Here is a 16894-nt window from a genome sequence, read left to right on the forward strand (position 1 = left end):
GCGCGAGGGGGGACGGCGATGACGGGCGCGCCGCTGCCGCCACTGCCCTACGCGGGCCCACCGGGGACCGCCGCCGTCGACCCCGGCCCGCCCCTCCCCTCGCTGCCGGCCCGGCTGCGGCCGCCGCAGGTCATCCTCGGCGTCGGCGTGGTCCTGCTGGTGGCCGCGGCGCTGGCCGGGCCGTCGCTGGTCGGCGGCGTCGCCCGGATCGGCGTCCTGCTGCTGGCGGTGATCGCCGCGTGCGCCGCGGCGGCGGCCGCCCGCGCCCGGCTGCGCAGCACCGAGGAGGCCTGCGCGGCCGCCGCGGCCGCGCTCGCGCTGACCGGCGCCGCCGACGGGGACCGCGCCTCCGACGGCGGGCCGCTGCCGGCGCTGGGCCTGGCCGTGGTGCTGCTCAGCCTGCGGGTGCTGCTCCCCCGGCCGCTGAGCTGGCCGCTCGGCGCGTGGCTGGCGCTGCAGGTGGCGGCCCTGCGGTCGCTGGCCCTCGTGCCCGCGGGGGTGCCGCGCACCGCGCTGCTGCTCGGCGTCGCGCTGGCCGGGCTCGCGGTCACGCTGACGGCGCGCCGCCCGCTGGCCCGCGTCGCCCTGGTCACCACCGCGCCGTGGTTGGCCGCCGGGGTGGCCGGCGGGCTGGTCACCGCGGCCACCGGCGCCGGCGCCGCCCGCTGGGTCGCGGCCGGCCTGACCGTCGCCGCGGCGGCCGGGCTGCTGGTCGTGCGGCTGGAGCGCGCGGTCGAGCCGCTGCTCGGGCCGCCGCGGCTGGTGCCCGGGGTCGCGGGCCTGGTCGCCGGCGGAGCGGTGGGCGCGGCGCTGTCCACCGACGGGCCGGTCCCGCTCCCGCTCGCGGGCTGGCTCGGCGTGCTGCTCGCCGGCGTCGCCGCAGCCGCGCTGACCGGCTGGCGCCGCGGCCTGCTGCTGCCCGCCGCGACCGCCGCGGGGCTCGTCCTGGTCGTGCCGGCGGTGGCCCAGCTGGTCGCGGCCGCGCGCTGGCCGGCGCTGGTGGCGCTGCTGGTGCTGACCGCGCTGCCCGCGGCCGGTGTCGCGGCGGCCCGGCGGGACGAGCGGGCCCAGGCGCTGCCCGCGGCCGTCGGCTGCCTCGCCGCGGCGGCGCTGCTCGCGGTGCCGGCGGGGCTGCTCTCCCCCGGCGCGGCCGCCGCGGCGCTCACCGGGCTGTTCGCCGTGACGCCGGCCGCCCGGCCCGGGCTGGCCGCCGACGTCCGCGGCCCCACCGGCACGGTCGGCGCCGTCTGCGCGGGCGCCGCGCTCGCCGTGCTCGCCATCGCCGCGGCGTGGGGGCTGCTGGCGTTGCACCTGGCCGTGCAGGGGGTGCTCACCTGCGCCTGGGCGGCGGCAGCGGGCCGCGGGCGCGAGGCGGAGGCGGCCTGGCGCACCGGTGCGGTGGAGCTGGGCGCGGCGGGGTGGACGCTGGCCGCGCTGAGCGGCACCGCCGTGGTCGAGGCGTGGAGCCTGCCGGCCGCCGCGGCGCTGCTGGTGGCGGCGGGGCCGCGCCTGGTCGACGGCCCGTCCTGGCCGGCGTGGGGTCCGGGGCTGGTGGCCGCGGCGGCGCCGTCGGCGGCGGCCGCGGTGGTGCAGCCCGGCGCGCTGCGCCCGCTGCTGGTGCTCCTCGCCGCCGCCGCGGTCATGGCGCTCGGTGCCCGCACCGCGGTGCGGGCGCCGCTGGTCGTCGGCGCGGCGACGGCGGTCGCGCTCGGTGCCGGGCTCGCGGTCGAGGCCCTGCCGCTGCCGCTGGCCGGGGTCCTCGTCGCCGGCGCGGGCCTGCTGGCCCTCGGCGCCCGCCGCGAGCTGCGCCCGGTCGCGGGCTTCGGCGCGCGCCTGTCGGAGATGCGCTGAGGCTCAGGAGCCGAACAGCGACTCGGCGCCCACCGCCCGGTACCCCGCGGCCAGGAACGCCCGCAGCGAGGCGGTGTTCGCCGGCGCGACCTGCGCCCACAGCGGCGCGCCGCCGGGCACCAGCGACGGCGCGGCCGCGACCAGCGCGGTCCCCAGCCCGCGCCCGCGCGCGGCCGGGTCGACCTCGACGCTGACCTCCCAGCGGCCGGCGACGCCGCGGCCGAGCACCAGCACGCCGGCGCCGTCGTGCGTCGCCCAGACCCGCACGTCGGTGCGGTGCCGCAGCGCCCGCGTCACCCGCGGGTGGTCCACCTCGGCCGGGCGGAGGCCGAGACCGGGGCCGGCAGCCGCGAGCGGCGGGGCCACGAGGACGGCGTCGACCACCCCGGGCTCGGCGCCGACGCGGTCGGCCAGCGCGGCGAGGAAGCGGGCGCCCAGCGGCAGGGCCAGCGGGTCCGGCGCCACGCAGCGGGCGACCCACTCGGGATCGACGTCGGCCGCGACGACGTGCCAGGCGGTCCCCCCGACGACGACTGCCCGCGCCCCGGGGGGCGCGGGCAGTGTCAGGACGCTCGCGTCGGCCGCCGGGTCGTCCCCGGCAGCCAGTCGGTCGAAGAGCCCGGCGAGGTCGCCGTTCAGACCCGGAAGCCGAGGGCGCGCAGCTGCTCGCGGCCGTCGTCGGTGATCTTGTCCGGGCCCCACGGCGGCATCCAGACCCAGTTGATCCGGACGTCGTCGACCAGGCCGGGGCCGGGACCGCCGGTCAGCGCGGCGCGCGCCTGGTCCTCGATGACGTCGGTCAACGGGCAGGCCGCCGAGGTCAGCGTCATGTCCAGGACGGCGACCTGCGTGCTGCCCTCGTCCGCGACGTCGATGCCGTAGACCAGGCCGAGGTCGACGACGTTGACGCCCAGCTCGGGGTCGACGACGTCGCGCATGGCCTCCTCGACGTCCTCGAGCAGCGCCGACTTGTAGGCCGGCAGCTCGGGGGCGTCGTTCTCGGTGGTGTCGCTCATGCCTGTCCTCCAGTGGGCGTGGCGGCCAGCGCGCGGGCGGAGGCGTCCTTGAGGGCCATCCAGCTCATCAGCGCGCACTTGATGCGGGCGGGGTACTTCGACACCCCGGCGAAGGCGACGGCGTCCTCGAGCTCGTCCTCGAGCCGCTCGGCCACCGCCGCGTCGCCCTTGGACTGCATGAGCGTCATGAAGTGCTCGCCGGTCGCCAGCGCGTCGGTGACCGGGCGCCCGACGACGAGGTCGTACATCGCCGAGACCGACGCCTGGCTGATCGAGCAGCCCATGCCCTCGTAGGACACGTCGGCGATCGTCTCGCCGTCCAGGTGCACCCGCAGGGTCACCTCGTCCCCGCAGGTCGGGTTGACGTGGTGCACCTCCGCGTCGAACGGGTCGCGCAGGCCGCGGCCGTGGGGGTTGCGGTAGTGGTCCAGGATGATCTCCTGGTACATCGACTCGAGCTGCATCAGGCGGTTGCCTCCTCCGGCGTCACACCGAAGAAACGCTGCGCGGCCCGCACGCCTTCCACGAGCGCGTCGACGTCGTCGTACCCGGTGTGCACGTAGAAGGTGGCCCGGGTGGTCGCCGGGACGCCGTAGCGGCGGACCACCGGCCACGCGCAGTGGTGCCCCACCCGGACGGCGATGCCGAGGTCGTCGAGGACCTGGCCGACGTCGTGCGGGTGGATGCCCTCGACGGTGAAGGAGACCGCCCCGCCGCGGGCGACGGTGTCCGGCGGGCCGATCACGGTGACGCCGGGGACCGCCTGCAGCTGCTCGAGCGCGTAGGCGGTCAGCGCCTCCTCGTGCGCCTGCACGGTCGCCATGCCCAGCGCCTGCAGGTAGTCGACGGCGGCGCCGAGGCCGATGGCCTGCGCGGTCATCGGGACGCCGGCCTCGAACCGCTGCGGCGGCGGCATGAAGGTGCTGCCCTCCATCCGCACGACCTCGATCATCGAGCCGCCGGTGAGGAACGGCGGCAGCGCGTCGAGGACGTCGTAGCGGCCCCACAGCACGCCGATGCCGGTGGGCCCGAGCATCTTGTGGCCGGAGAACACCAGGAAGTCCGCGCCGAGCGCCGCGACGTCGACCGGCTGGTGCGGCACCGACTGCGCGCCGTCGACCAGCACCAGCGCGCCGACCTCCCGCGCCCGCGCCGTGATCGGCCCGAGCGGGTTGATCGTGCCCAGGATGTTGGACTGCTGGGTGACCGCGACGAGCCTCGTCCGCTCGTTCACCACGGTGTCCAGGTCGGACAGGTCCAGCCGGCCGTCGTCGGTGAGCCCGAGCCAGCGCAGGGTCGCGCCGGTGCGCTCGCACAGCTGCTGCCAGGGCACCAGGTTGGCGTGGTGCTCCATCTCGGTCACGACGATCTCGTCGCCCTGGCCGACGGCGTAGCGGCGGTGCGCCGGGTCCTTGGCGGTGACCGCGTTGGACAGCGAGTACGCCACGAGGTTGATCGCCTCGGTGGAGTTGCGGGTGAAGACGACCTCCTCGGCGGAGGCGCCGATGAAGGCCGCGATCCGCGCCCGCGCCGACTCGTACGCGCCGGTGGCCTCCTCGGCCAGCTGGTGCGCGCCGCGGTGCGGGGCGGCGTTGATCCGCTCGTAGAAGTCGCGCTCGGCGTCGAGGACGCTGCGCGGCTTCTGCGAGGTGGCGCCGGAGTCGAGGTAGACCAGCCGCTTCCCGTCGCGCACGGTGCGCGACAGGATCGGGAAGTCCGCCCGGATCGCCTCGACGTCCAGGGGCAGCGGGGCACGCGTCCCCGTGGGACGCGAGGCGGTCGAGGTCATGCCTTCGCGGTCTCCTTCGAGCCCTTGACGTAGGCGGCGTAGCCCTCCGCCTCGAGCTTGTCGGCCAGCTCCTGGCCGCCCTCGTCGACGACGCGGCCGGCGACGAACACGTGCACGAAGTCCGGCTTGATGTAGCGCAGGATCCGCGTGTAGTGGGTGATCAGCAGGACGCCGACCTCCCCCTCCTCGCGGGTGCGGTTGACGCCCTCGGAGACCACGCGCAGCGCGTCGACGTCGAGGCCGGAGTCGGTCTCGTCGAGGATCGCCATCTTCGGCTTGAGCAGCCGCATCTGCAGGATCTCGTGGCGCTTCTTCTCACCGCCGGAGAAGCCCTCGTTGACGTTGCGCTCGGCGAACGCCGGGTCCATCTCCAGCGCCGACATCTCGTCGCGGACGTCCTTGACCCAGGTGCGCAGCTTCGGGGCCTCGCCCTTGACCGCGGTGGCGGCGGTGCGCAGGAAGTTCGACACCGAGACGCCGGGGACCTCGACCGGGTACTGCATGGCGAGGAACAGGCCGGCGCGGGCGCGCTCGTCGACGCTCATCGCGAGGACGTCCTCGCCGTCGAGGGTCACCGTGCCGCCGGTGATCGTGTACTTCGGGTGCCCGGCGATCGAGTACGCCAGGGTCGACTTGCCCGAGCCGTTGGGGCCCATGATCGCGTGCGTCTCGCCCGACCGGACGGTCAGGTCGACGCCGCGGAGGATCTCCTTGGTCTCGTCGCCCTCACCGACCGTGACGTGCAGGTCGCGGATCTCCAGAACCGACACTTCTTCTCTCGCTCCTCAGTTGCCGGCCGCGAGCGGGAGGCGCCCGTCGGACTCGGTGTCGACGTAGACGTCATCCCCCTCCACGCGGACCGGGTAGACGTCGACCGGCTCGGTGGCCGGCAGGTTGGTGGGCTCGCCGGTGCGCAGGTCGAAGCACGACCCGTGCAGCCAGCACTCGATGGTGGGGGCGCCGTCGAACTCCTCGACGTCGCCCTCCGACAGCGGGACCTCGGCGTGCGAGCACACGTCCTGCACCGCGTAGACGTCGCCGTCGTACCGGACGACGGCGACGTCGACGTCGGCGAGCTCCACCCGCAGCGCCCCGTTCTCGGGGACGTCGGAGAGCCCGCAGACCCGCTCGAAGGCCATGGGTCAGGCCACCTCGACCGGCTGCTCGTCGAGGCCGGGGAGAGCGCCGAGGCGCGTCTCGATGGAGCGCATCAGGCGGTCCTGCAGCTCGTCGACCCCGATGTGCTGGACGACGTCGGCGAAGAAGCCGCGCACCACCAGGCGGCGGGCGGTCTCGGCGTCGATGCCGCGCGAGCACAGGTAGAACAGCTGCTCGTCGTCGAACCGGCCGGTGGCGCTGGCGTGGCCGGCGCCGACGATCTCGCCGGTCTCGATCTCCAGGTTGGGCACCGAGTCGGCGCGGGCGCCGTCGGTGAGCACCAGGTTGCGGTTGAGCTCGTAGGTGTCGGTGCCGGTGGCCTCCGGGCGGATGCGGACGTCGCCGATCCACACCGTGCGCGCGCCTTCGCCCTGCAGCGCGCCCTTGTAGAGCACGTTGCTGGTGCAGTTGGGCACCGCGTGGTCCACCCAGAGCCGGTGCTCCTGGTGCTGGGTCTCGTCGGAGAAGTAGACGCCGAACAGCTCCGCGGTGCCGCCGGGGCCGGCGTACTGCACGTTGCTGACCAGCCGGACGAGGTCGCCGCCGAGGGTGACCACGACCTGCTTGAAGGAGGCGTCCCGGCCGACGACGGCGTCGAGCTGCCCGCCGTGCACGGCGCCGGGCGCCCAGTCCTGCACCGAGACGACGGTGACCTGCGCGCCGTCGCCGACGAGCACGGCCACGCCGCCGGAGTACCGGGCGAGGCCCGCGTGGTCGAGGACGACGGTCGTCTCCGCGAACGCGCCGACCTCGATCACGAGCTGGCCCCACACGACGTCGTCCGAGCCGGTGCCCGACAGCCGCAGCGTGACCGGGCGGTCGGGCCGGGCCTCCGCGGGCACGCGGACGACGGCCGCGCCGCCGCTGCGCTGCCGGGTGAGCGCCGCCAGCCGGTCGACCGGCTCGGGCAGGCCCTTGAGCAGCGGGTCGTCGGCGTCGACGCGGGTCAGCTCGACGCCCCCGGGCAGGTCGGTGTCCCACTCCAGGTGCGCGTCCGAGGGGGCGCCGTCGAGCAGCGGGCGGATCCGGCGCATCGGGGTGAAGCGCCACATCTCCTCGCGGCCGGTGACCGTGCCGAAGGCCTCGGGGTCGGTCGAGGTGAACCGCTCGGCCGGCGAGCCGGTCGGCGTCGTCCCGCCGTGCGAGTGGGCGCCGGGCGCGGCCTGGCCGGCGGTGCCGGTGCCCGCCGCCGGGACGGCGGGCGGGCCGGCCTGGGTGCCGACGCCGTCGCCGAACAGCTCGCCGGCGAGGGTCGCGGACTCCGTGGTGAGGCCGGTGGTGCTGGGGGTGTTCTGCTCCGGCATCAGCCGACGGCACCTTCCATCTGCAGCTCGATCAGGCGGTTCAGCTCGAGGGCGTACTCCATGGGCAGCTCGCGGGCGATCGGCTCGACGAACCCGCGGACCACCATCGCCATGGCCTCGTCCTCGGACAGGCCGCGGCTCATCAGGTAGAAGAGCTGGTCCTCGCTGACCCGCGAGACGGTCGCCTCGTGGCCCATGGCGACGTCGTCCTCGCGGACGTCGACGTAGGGGTAGGTGTCCGACCGGCTGATCGTGTCGACCAGCAGGGCGTCGCACTTGACCGTCGACTTCGAGCCGGACGCGCCCTCGTCGATCTGCACCAGGCCGCGGTAGGACGTGCGGCCACCACCGCGGGCCACCGACTTCGACACGATGGTCGAGGAGGTGTTCGGGGCGGCGTGCACCATCTTGGCGCCGGCGTCCTGGTGCTGGCCCTCGCCCGCGAAGGCGATGGACAGGACCTCGCCCTTGGCGTGCTCGCCGGTCATCCAGACGGCCGGGTACTTCATCGTGACCTTGGAGCCGAGGTTGCCGTCGATCCACTCCATGGTCGCGCCCTCGTGGGCGATCGCCCGCTTGGTGACCAGGTTGTAGACGTTGTTCGACCAGTTCTGGATGGTCGTGTACCGGCAGCGCGCGTTCTTCTTGACGATGATCTCGACGACCGCGGAGTGCAGCGAGTCCGACTTGTAGATCGGCGCGGTGCAGCCCTCGACATAGTGCACGTAGGCGCCCTCGTCGACGATGATCAGCGTCCGCTCGAACTGGCCCATGTTCTCGGTGTTGATCCGGAAGTAGGCCTGCAGCGGGATCTCGACGTGCACGCCCTTCGGCACGTAGATGAACGAGCCGCCCGACCACACCGCGGTGTTCAGCGCGGCGAACTTGTTGTCGCCGGAGGGGATGACCGAGCCGAAGTACTCGCGGAACAGGTCCGGGTGCTCCTTGAGGGCGGTGTCGGTGTCGAGGAAGACGACGCCCTGCTCCTCGAGGTCCTCGCGGATCTTGTGGTAGACGACCTCGGACTCGTACTGGGCCGCGACGCCGGCGATCAGCCGCTGCTTCTCCGCCTCGGGGATGCCCAGCTTGTCGTAGGTGTTCTTGATGTCCTCGGGCAGCTCGTCCCACGAGGCCGCCTGGGCCTCGGTCGAGCGCACGAAGTACTTGATGTTCTGGAAGTCGATGCCGGAGAGGTCCGACCCCCAGTCGGGCATCGGCTTGCGCTCGAAGAGCTTGAGCGCCTTGAGGCGGCGCTCGAGCATCCACTCGGGCTCGCCCTTGCGCGCCGAGATGTCCCGGACGACGTCCTCGTCGAGGCCGCGGCGGGCGGAGGCCCCGGCGACGTCGGCGTCGGCCCAGCCGTACTGGTAGCGGCCGAGCTGCTCGATCTGCTCGTCCTGCGTCAGCGGCGTGCCGCTCACCGGCTGCTGGGTGCTGGTCATGCGGGCGTCCTCTCCCGGTCGCTCGTGGGGGTGCTGGTGGACGGTGCGGGGCCGGGTCGTGGGGGGACGACCCGCGCCGCTCGCTCACCGGGTACAGGGCGTGCGGGGGTGGTTCTGTTCCCCGCACCGGTGTGAGCCCGGGCGCGTGAGGGCCCGGGGATGTGGGTGGTGCAGACGCCGTCGCCGTGGGCGATCGTGGCCAGCCGCTGGACGTGGGTGCCCACCAGCCGGCCGATGACCGCCGTCTCGACCTCGCACAGCTGCGGGAACTCCGCCGCCACGTGGGCGACCGGGCAGTGGTGCTGGCACAGCTGCCCGCCGCTGGAGATCGCCGAGGCCGTGGCAGCGTAGCCCTCGGCCGTCAGCGCCTCGGCCAGCGCCCGGGCCCGCTCGACCGGCGCACCGTCCGCGCGGGCGACGGCGTCGGAGGCCCGCTGCTCGAGGCCGGCCAGCTGCGCCTCGGCGACGGCGCGGACGGCGTCGGGACCGCCCGAGGCCGCGACGTACCGCAGCGCGGTGAGCGCCAGGTCGTCGTAGGCGTGGGCGAACCCGGACCGGCCGGCGTCGGTGAGGTGGAAGTGCCGGGCGGGCCGGCCCCTCCCCCGGTGCGCGCCCGCGGCGGCCCGCTCCTCGACCCGCCCCTGGGCGGCCAGGGCGTCGAGGTGGCGCCGGACGGCGGCGGGGCTGACGCCCAGCCGGCCGGCCAGCTCGCTGGCGGTCTGCGGACCGTGCTCGAGCAGCAGCGCGAGCACGCGGTCACGGGTGCGGACGTCGTCGACCCGCACCGTCCCCGCCTGCGTCGCGCTGCTTTCCACAACACGATTGTGTCCTATTTCGGGAGCCCCGCAAGCAAGGGCCCCCTAAGTCACCCGGCCCCCGACCGCGCAGGTCAGGGGCCGGGTGGCGCAGGTCACGGCGGGCTCAGGCCTGGACGGCCGCCGCCGGCTCGCGGTCCTCGACGCGCAGGTCGAGGGCGCCGTCCCGGACGTCGGCGACGACGTGCCGGCCGGCCCCGACGCGGCCGTCGAGCAGCAGCCGGGCCAGCGGGTTGTCGACCTCCCGCTGGATCGCCCGGCGCAGCGGGCGCGCCCCGAACGCCGGCTCGAAGCCCCGCTCGGCGATCCAGGCGACCGCCTCGTCGGTGAAGGTCACCTCGATGCCCTGCGCCGACAGCCGCCGGCGGGTCTCGTCGAGCAGCAGCCGGGTGATCTGCTGCAGCTGCTCGCTCTCCAGCTGCTGGAACACCACGATCTCGTCGATCCGGTTGAGGAACTCCGGCCGGAACGACTCGCGCAGCCGCCGCATGAGCCGGTCCCGCAGGCCGGCGTCGGCCGCGGCGCCGTCGCCGGCGCCGAAGCCGAGCGGGGTGTTGCGCCCCTGGATGAGCTCCGACCCCAGGTTGCTGGTCATGATCAGCACGGTGTTGGTGAAGTCGACCGTGCGGCCCTGCGAGTCCGTGAGCCGGCCGTCGTCGAGCACCTGCAGCAGCGTGTTGAACACGTCGGGGTGCGCCTTCTCGATCTCGTCGAGCAGCACCACCGAGTACGGCCGGCGGCGCACCGCCTCGGTCAGCTGCCCGGCGTCCTCGTACCCGACGTACCCGGGCGGGGAGCCGACCAGGCGGCTGACGGTGTGCCGCTCCTGGAACTCGCTCATGTCCAGCCGGACCATCCGGTCGGAGTCGCCGAACATGGCCTCGGCCAGGGCCCGGGCCAGCTCGGTCTTGCCGACGCCGGTCGGGCCGAGGAACAGGAAGCTGCCGATCGGCCGGTCCGGATCGCCCAGGCCCACGCGGGACCGGCGGATGGCCTCGGAGACCACGCGGACGGCGTCGTCCTGGCCGACCACCCGCTCGTGCAGGCGCTGCTCGAGGCCGAGCAGCCGCGCCATCTCCTCCTGGGTCAGCTGGGCCACCGGGATGCCGGTGGCCCGGGACACCACCTCGGCGATGTCCTCGACGCCGACCTCGGGCACCCCGGGCTGGCCGCCGCCGGTGCGGGCCTCCTCCAGCCGCCGCTGGGCCTCGGCCACCTGGTCGCGCAGCTGGGAGGCGCGCTCGTACTGCTCGGCGGCGACCGCCTGGTCCTTCTCCCGCTGCAGCCGCTCGACCTCCTGCTCCAGGCCGCGCAGGTCCGTCGGCGGGGTCTTCACCCGGCGGCGCACCCGGGCCCCGGCCTGGTCGATGAGGTCGATCGCCTTGTCCGGCAGGTGCCGGTCGGCGATGTAGCGGTCGGAGAGCTCCACGGCCGCGACGACGGCCTCGTCGGTGAACCGGACCTGGTGGTGGGCCTCGTAGCGGTCGCGCAGGCCGCAGAGGATCTGCACGGTGTCCTCGACGCTCGGCTCGGTCACCAGGATCGGCTGGAACCGGCGCTCCAGCGCCGCGTCCTTCTCGATGTTGCGGCGGTACTCCTCCAGCGTGGTGGCGCCGACGATGTGCAGCTCGCCGCGGGCCAGGGCCGGCTTGAGCATGTTGCCCGCCCCGCCGGAACCCTCGGACGCGCCCGCGCCGACGACGGTGTGCAGCTCGTCGATGAAGACGATCACCTCGTCGGAGTGCTCGCGGATCTCCTCGATGACCTTCTTCAGCCGCTCCTCGAAGTCCCCGCGGTAGCGGGTGCCGGCCACCAGGCCGGTGAGGTCGAGCTCGACCAGGCGCTTGCCGCGCAGCGTCTCCGGGACGTCGCCCTCGACGATCTGCGCGGCGATGCCCTCGACGATCGCGGTCTTGCCGACGCCGGCCTCCCCGATCAGCACCGGGTTGTTCTTGCGCCGCCGGGACAGCACCTCGACGGTCTGCTCGATCTCGGACTCCCGGCCGATGACCGGGTCGATCCGGCCGTTGCGGGCCAGCTCGGTGAGGTCCCGGCCGAACTCGTCGAGCGTCGGGGTGCTCGAGGCCGGCTGCCCGGGGCGGCCGCCGCCGGGGGTGCCGCCGCCGGTGGCCGCCTGCTGCAGCGCCTCGGGGGTGACCCCGTGCTCGCGCAGCACCCGCCCGCCCGGCGACTCGGCGTCGACGGCGAGGGCGAACAGCAGGTGCTCGGGGCCGATGTAGGTGGAGCCCAGGGCCCGCGACACCTGGTGGGCGTCGAGCAGGACCCGCTTGGCGGCGGGGGTCAGGGCCGCCCGCTCGGCCTGCGGCGTCCCCTGCGGCATCCGCGCCTCCAGCTCGGTGCGCAGCCGGTCGGGGTCGGTGCCCGTGCGGGACAGGAAGGCGCGGGCGGTCTCGTCGCCGGTCATCGCCCACAGCAGGTGCTCGGTGTCGAGGTCGGCGCTGCCGGTGGCCAGCGCCTGCCCGGCCGCGGCGTTGACCAGCTCGCGGGCCTGCTGGCTGAGGAACTGCATCGGGCTCACCCGCTGCCGCGGCGTGCGCTGCTCGCCGCCCAGGTAGCGGGCGAAGAAGTCGTCGAACGGGCTCCCGTAGGGGCCCGGGAAGAAGGGGCTGGTCATACCTCACGTCCAAGGGGAAGTCGGGGCGTCGGCGCGGCTCGCTCGGAGGGCTCCCGGGTGGGGCTCCCGTACCCGGGAGTGCGCACCGACACCAGGTCGGCGCGTCGGCCGCCTGCGCCTCCTACAGCGCGGCCGGGCACCCCGTCCTTCCCCGTCCGTGATCGCCCTGGGCGAACCGGGGGAGGTGGCCGGCCGCGACTAGCATCGGGCCGTGCCGGTCCTGCCCACCGCCTTCTCCCCCGCCGTCATCACGCGCCTGGCGCTGGCCAACGTGGTCGCCAACGGCGCCATCGTGGTCACCGGCGGCGTGGTCCGGCTGACCGGCTCGGGCCTGGGCTGTCCCACCTGGCCTCGGTGCACCGCCGACAGCTTCGTGACGACGCCGGAGATGGCCGGGCACGGCCTCATCGAGTTCGGCAACCGGCTGCTCACCTTCGTGCTCACCGCGGTGGCCATCGCGGTGCTGGTGGCGGTCTGGCGCTCCCCGCGCCGGGACCTGCGGCCGCTGGCGGTGCTGACGTTCCTCGGCATCCCGGTGCAGGCGGCGATCGGCGGCGTCACCGTGCTCACCGGCCTCAACCCGTGGACCGTGGCCGTCCACTTCCTCGTCTCCACGCTGCTGGTCGCCGTCTCGACCGTGCTGTGGCTGCGGTCCCGCGAGCCGGGGGTCGGCCGGCCGGTGGTCCGCCGTCCGCTCGCGCTGCTGGCCGGCGGGATCGCCGCGGTCACCGCGGTGGTGCTCGCGCTGGGCACGGTCGTCACCGGCAGCGGCCCGCACAGCGGCGACCTCGACGACGCCGGCGTCCCCACCGGCGACCGCATGGGCTTCGACCCCGAGACGGTGAGCCAGCTGCACGCCGACGCGGTGTTCCTCCTCGTGGGCCTGACGATCGCGCTGCTCGTGGCGCTGTACGCCACCGACGCCCCCGGCCGCGTCCGCCGGGCCGCGCGCGACGTGCTCGTCGTCCAGCTGCTGCAGGGCGTCGTCGGGTTCGTCCAGTACTTCACGCACCTGCCGGTCGTGCTGGTGCTGCTGCACATGCTCGGCGCGGTGCTGGTGACCGCCTACACCGCGCGGCTGGTGTGGTCGGTCCGCGGCCCGGCGACCGGGCAGCCCCTCGACGCCCCCGCCGTCCCCGCGACCGCCGCCCGCTGACCCACCGGGGTCCGTCGGGGCCCCGCCGCCGACTGGTCACAGGGCGGGTCACCGCGCGTCGACGACCCCTGCAGCTGCTCACTCGGCGCCCCTGCCCCGACCGCCCGGTGTCGACCTGCGGCTGCCTCGGCAGCCCTGAGGCAGCGGCAGGTCGACACCCGGCGCACGGGAGCCAGGCCCCCGAACGGCGCGAGCCCGGACCCAGGCGGGTCCGGGCTCGCGGCGGAGCGGGGCGGGTCAGACGAGGACGTCGATGGCGATGGCGATCGACAGCAGCGTCATGTGCGTGATCGACACCGAGAACAGCTTCATCGGCCGGTCGGGCACGCCGGTGCGGATGCGGTCCAGCCACTGGTGGGTCTCGGCGACGTACCAGGCGCCGAGCAGCCCACCGCCGATGGCGAAGGCCCAGTTCAGCACCGGGGTGATCGACCCCATCAGCAGGGTGGCGCCCAGCGTCGCCCACGCCCAGGCGACCGACTGCCGGCCGACGCTCTCCGGGCCCGCGACGACGGTGAGCATGGGGACGTTCGCGCGGGCGTAGTCGTCGCGGTAGCGGCTGGCCAGCGCCCAGAAGTGCGGCATCTGCCAGCAGAAGACGACGGCGAAGAAGGCGAGCGCCGGCCAGTCGAGCGAGCCGGTCACCGCCGCCCACCCGATGAGCACCGGCGCCGCCCCCGGGAACGCCCCGAAGACCGTGTTGTGCCGGGTCCGGCGCTTGAGCACCATCGTGTAGACGACGGAGTAGGCCAGGATCGCGAGCGCCGCCAGCGCGGTGGCCAGCGGCGTGGTCTCGAACCACAGGATCGCCAGCGACGCCGCGGCGAGGGCCCCACCGAAGACCAGGGCCGCCCGCGGGGACACCACCCCGGAGGGGATCGGCCGGTTGCGCGTGCGGGACATCAGCCGGTCGATGTCGCGGTCGTACCAGCAGTTGAACACGTTGGCCGCGCCGGCGGCGAACATCCCGCCGACCATGGTGGCGGCCACCAGCCGCCAGGACGGCCACCCGTCGGCGGCCATCATCATCGCCGGCAGCGTCGTCACGAGCAGCAGCTCGACGAGCTTCGGCTTGGTCAGCGCGACGTACGCCCCGACCACGCCTGACAGCCGGCGGGCCGGGACGGCGGGCCGCTGGGTGAGCGCCGTCACCGGGCGACCTCTGCCGCGCGCACGCACGGACGGCAGGGAGCCACCGGGCACGAAGACAGCACGATGGTCCCTTCGAACCGGGGATGGAACGGGCCCACTGTAGCCCTCGGCCACCCCGCCCACCGGTGCGGATGACTAGGGTTGATCACGTTGACGCCGCGGGAACTGCGGGTAGGGCCGTCGCCGACGACGGTGGGTCACGGGTCGAGGGAGACCAGGGACACGGCCGATCCGCTGCCCCGCACCCGACGTCGTCCGCCCGGGAGCACCGGACCACCGCTCCCCGGACGGCCCCACGCACGGCCGACCTCGAGGAGTTCCGCCCGACATGACCCAGGCTGACGACACGAAGAGCACGGAGTCCGAGGCCCCCGCCGAGGCCGCGACCGACTCCCCCACCGGATCGCCGCGGCAGCCGCACCCCACGCTGCCGGAGGACTTCGGCGACCTCGACCGCCGCGCCATCGACACCGCCCGCGTGCTGGCGATGGACGCCGTCCAGAAGGTCGGCAACGGCCACCCCGGCACCGCGATGAGCATGGCGCCCACGGCCTACCTGCTGTTCCACAAGTGGCTGCGGCACGACCCCACGGACCCGAACTGGGTGGCCCGCGACCGCTTCGTCCTGTCGATGGGCCACTCGAGCCTGACGCTGTACGTCCAGCTCTACCTGTCCGGCTACGGGCTGGAGCTCGAGGACCTGCAGGCGCTGCGCACCTGGGGCTCGAAGACCCCCGGCCACCCCGAGGTCAACCACACCCCCGGGGTGGAGACGACGACCGGCCCGCTCGGCCAGGGCGTCGGCAACGCCGTCGGCATGGCGATGGCCGCCCGCCGCGAGCGCGGCCTGCTCGACCCCGACGCCCCCGAGGGCGAGAGCCTGTTCGACCACACCGTCTGGTGCTTCGCCTCCGACGGCGACCTGGAGGAGGGCGTCAGCGGCGAGGCGTCGTCGCTGGCCGGCACCCAGCAGCTGGGCAACCTGGTCCTCGTCTACGACGACAACCGGATCTCCATCGAGGACGACACGAACGTCGCCTTCACCGAGGACGTCGGCAAGCGCTACGAGGCCTACGGCTGGCACGTGCAGCACGTCGACGACGGCGAGGACCTGGCCGCCGTCGACGCCGCCTTCGCCGCCGCCAAGGCCGAGACCCGCCGCCCATCGATCGTGGTGCTGCGGACGATCATCGCCTGGCCCGCACCGAACAAGCAGAACACCGGCGCCGCGCACGGCTCGGCGCTGGGCGACGACGAGGTCCGCGCCACCAAGGAGCTCCTGGGCTTCGACCCGGGGAAGACCTTCGAGGTCGACGACGAGGTGCTCGCGCACGCCCGCTCGGTGGTCGACGCCGGCGAGAAGGCCCACGCCCAGTGGCAGGAGCGCTTCGACGCCTGGGCGCGGGAGAACCCCGAGCGCGCCGCCCTGCTGGAGCGGATGCGCGAGCGCCGGCTGCCCGAGGGCTTCGCCGACGGCCTGCCGACCTTCGACGCCGACCCCAAGGGCGTGGCCACCCGCAAGGCGTCGGGGAAGGTCCTCGCCGCCCTCTACCCGGCGCTGCCCGAGCTGTGGGGCGGGTCGGCCGACCTCGCGGAGAGCAACAACACCGCCGTCGAGGGCGAACCGTCCTTCCTGCCGGCCGACCGCCAGACGAAGATGTGGAGCGGTGGCCCCTACGGCCGCACGCTGCACTTCGGCGTCCGCGAGCACGGCATGGGCGCGGTCATGAACGGCATCGCGCTGCACGGCGGCACCCGCGTCTACGGCGGCACGTTCCTCACGTTCTCCGACTACATGCGCGGGGCGGTCCGGCTGGCCGCGCTGATGCAGCTGCCGGTCACCTACGTGTGGACGCACGACTCGATCGGCCTGGGCGAGGACGGCCCCACGCACCAGCCGATCGAGCACTTCGCCGCGCTGCGGGCCATCCCCGGCCTCGACGTCGTCCGCCCGGCCGACGCCAACGAGGTCACCGTCGCCTGGCGCACGATCCTCGAGCACAACGACCGCCCGGCCGGCCTGCTGCTGTCCCGGCAGAACCTGCCGGTGTTCGACCGCTCGGAGTTCGGCTCCGCCGAGGGCGTCGCGCGCGGCGCCTACGTGCTGGCCGACGCCTCGAACGGGCAGCCCGAGGTGATCCTGCTGGGCACCGGCTCGGAGGTGCAGATCGCCGTCGCCGCCCGCGAGCGGCTGGAGGCCGACGGCGTCCCGACCCGCGTGGTGTCGGTGCCCTGCGTCGAGTGGTTCGCCGACCAGGACCAGGCCTACAAGGACGAGGTGCTGCCGCCCTCGGTCCGCGCGCGGGTCAGCGTCGAGGCCGGCGTGCCCATGGGCTGGCGCGAGTTCGTCGGCGACGCCGGCCGGATCGTGGGGCTCACCCACTACGGCGCGAGCGCCGCCTACTCGGTGCTCTACGAGGAGTTCGGGCTGACCGACGAGGCCGTCGTCGCCGCCGCCCGCGAGTCGATCGAGGCGGCCGCCGCGGGGAACGCCGTCCCGGCCGGCCCGGTTGCAGCCACCGGGGGCCTCCCCCACCCCACCGGCGACCGCTGAGCCGTCGGACCCACCGGAAGGG

14 protein-coding genes are annotated in these 16894 nt (G+C 74.8%); 3 read left to right on the top strand and 11 right to left on the bottom strand.

Going from position 1 to position 16894, the window contains the following annotated elements:
* Positions 1-18 precede the first annotated feature (18 nt).
* A complete protein-coding gene (locus ACI79L_RS01090; RefSeq protein ID WP_456934994.1) occupies positions 19-1851 on the top strand; it encodes an SCO7613 C-terminal domain-containing membrane protein in 1833 nt (610 codons plus the stop codon).
* A 3-nt stretch (positions 1852-1854) separates the two neighbouring features.
* On the opposite strand, the gene ACI79L_RS01095 is transcribed toward ACI79L_RS01090, so the two are convergent.
* From ACI79L_RS01095 to ACI79L_RS01140, 10 genes are all read right to left on the bottom strand, one after another.
* A complete protein-coding gene (locus tag ACI79L_RS01095) occupies positions 1855-2316 on the bottom strand; it encodes an N-acetyltransferase family protein (protein WP_456934995.1) in 462 nt (153 codons plus the stop codon).
* A gap of 170 nt (positions 2317-2486) precedes the next feature.
* A complete protein-coding gene (locus tag ACI79L_RS01100) occupies positions 2487-2867 on the bottom strand; it encodes a metal-sulfur cluster assembly factor (protein WP_456934996.1) in 381 nt (126 codons plus the stop codon).
* On the bottom strand, positions 2864-3331 hold the full coding sequence (sufU, locus tag ACI79L_RS01105) for a Fe-S cluster assembly sulfur transfer protein SufU (protein WP_456929768.1): 468 nt from the start codon (positions 3329-3331) through the stop codon (positions 2864-2866). Before sufU ends, ACI79L_RS01100 begins: the two co-directional genes overlap by 4 nt.
* Positions 3331-4656 carry a cysteine desulfurase gene (locus tag ACI79L_RS01110; RefSeq protein WP_456934997.1) on the bottom strand — a complete coding sequence of 442 codons (1326 nt, stop codon included), beginning with the start codon at positions 4654-4656 and terminating at the stop codon, positions 3331-3333. The genes sufU and ACI79L_RS01110 overlap by 1 nt, the downstream gene beginning before the upstream one ends.
* The gene (gene sufC / locus ACI79L_RS01115) at positions 4653-5426 is read right to left on the bottom strand and encodes a Fe-S cluster assembly ATPase SufC (protein WP_456934998.1); all 774 of its coding nucleotides are present in this window, start codon (positions 5424-5426) and stop codon (positions 4653-4655) included. The genes ACI79L_RS01110 and sufC overlap by 4 nt, the downstream gene beginning before the upstream one ends.
* 15 nt (positions 5427-5441) lie before the next feature.
* Complete coding sequence (locus tag ACI79L_RS01120; protein WP_387992930.1) at positions 5442-5795, bottom strand: non-heme iron oxygenase ferredoxin subunit; 354 nt, start codon at positions 5793-5795, stop codon at positions 5442-5444.
* 3 nt (positions 5796-5798) lie between these two features.
* Complete coding sequence (sufD, locus tag ACI79L_RS01125) at positions 5799-7118, bottom strand: Fe-S cluster assembly protein SufD (RefSeq protein WP_456934999.1); 1320 nt, start codon at positions 7116-7118, stop codon at positions 5799-5801.
* Positions 7118-8560, bottom strand: coding sequence for a Fe-S cluster assembly protein SufB (gene sufB / locus ACI79L_RS01130; protein WP_456929773.1), 1443 nt, complete (start codon positions 8558-8560; stop codon positions 7118-7120). The genes sufD and sufB overlap by 1 nt, the downstream gene beginning before the upstream one ends.
* Positions 8557-9375: a helix-turn-helix transcriptional regulator gene (locus ACI79L_RS01135; protein ID WP_456935000.1), complete on the bottom strand. Its 819-nt coding sequence runs from the start codon at positions 9373-9375 to the stop codon at positions 8557-8559. The genes sufB and ACI79L_RS01135 overlap by 4 nt, the downstream gene beginning before the upstream one ends.
* 106 nt (positions 9376-9481) lie before the next feature.
* The gene (locus tag ACI79L_RS01140) at positions 9482-12010 is read right to left on the bottom strand and encodes an ATP-dependent Clp protease ATP-binding subunit (protein ID WP_456935001.1); all 2529 of its coding nucleotides are present in this window, start codon (positions 12008-12010) and stop codon (positions 9482-9484) included.
* Positions 12011-12221: 211 nt separating this feature from the next.
* On the opposite strand from ACI79L_RS01140, the gene ACI79L_RS01145 reads away from it, so the two are divergent.
* A complete protein-coding gene (locus ACI79L_RS01145) occupies positions 12222-13166 on the top strand; it encodes a COX15/CtaA family protein (RefSeq protein WP_456935002.1) in 945 nt (314 codons plus the stop codon).
* A gap of 237 nt (positions 13167-13403) precedes the next feature.
* On the opposite strand, the gene ACI79L_RS01150 is transcribed toward ACI79L_RS01145, so the two are convergent.
* On the bottom strand, positions 13404-14318 hold the full coding sequence (locus tag ACI79L_RS01150) for a heme o synthase (RefSeq protein ID WP_456935003.1): 915 nt from the start codon (positions 14316-14318) through the stop codon (positions 13404-13406).
* Positions 14319-14646: 328 nt separating this feature from the next.
* Between ACI79L_RS01150 and tkt the strand changes: the two genes are divergently transcribed.
* Positions 14647-16872, top strand: a complete 2226-nt coding sequence (tkt, locus tag ACI79L_RS01155) for a transketolase (protein WP_456935004.1) — start codon at positions 14647-14649, stop codon at positions 16870-16872.
* Positions 16873-16894: the final 22 nt, after the last annotated feature.

It is taken from the genome of Geodermatophilus sp. SYSU D00684, from assembly GCF_054050455.1.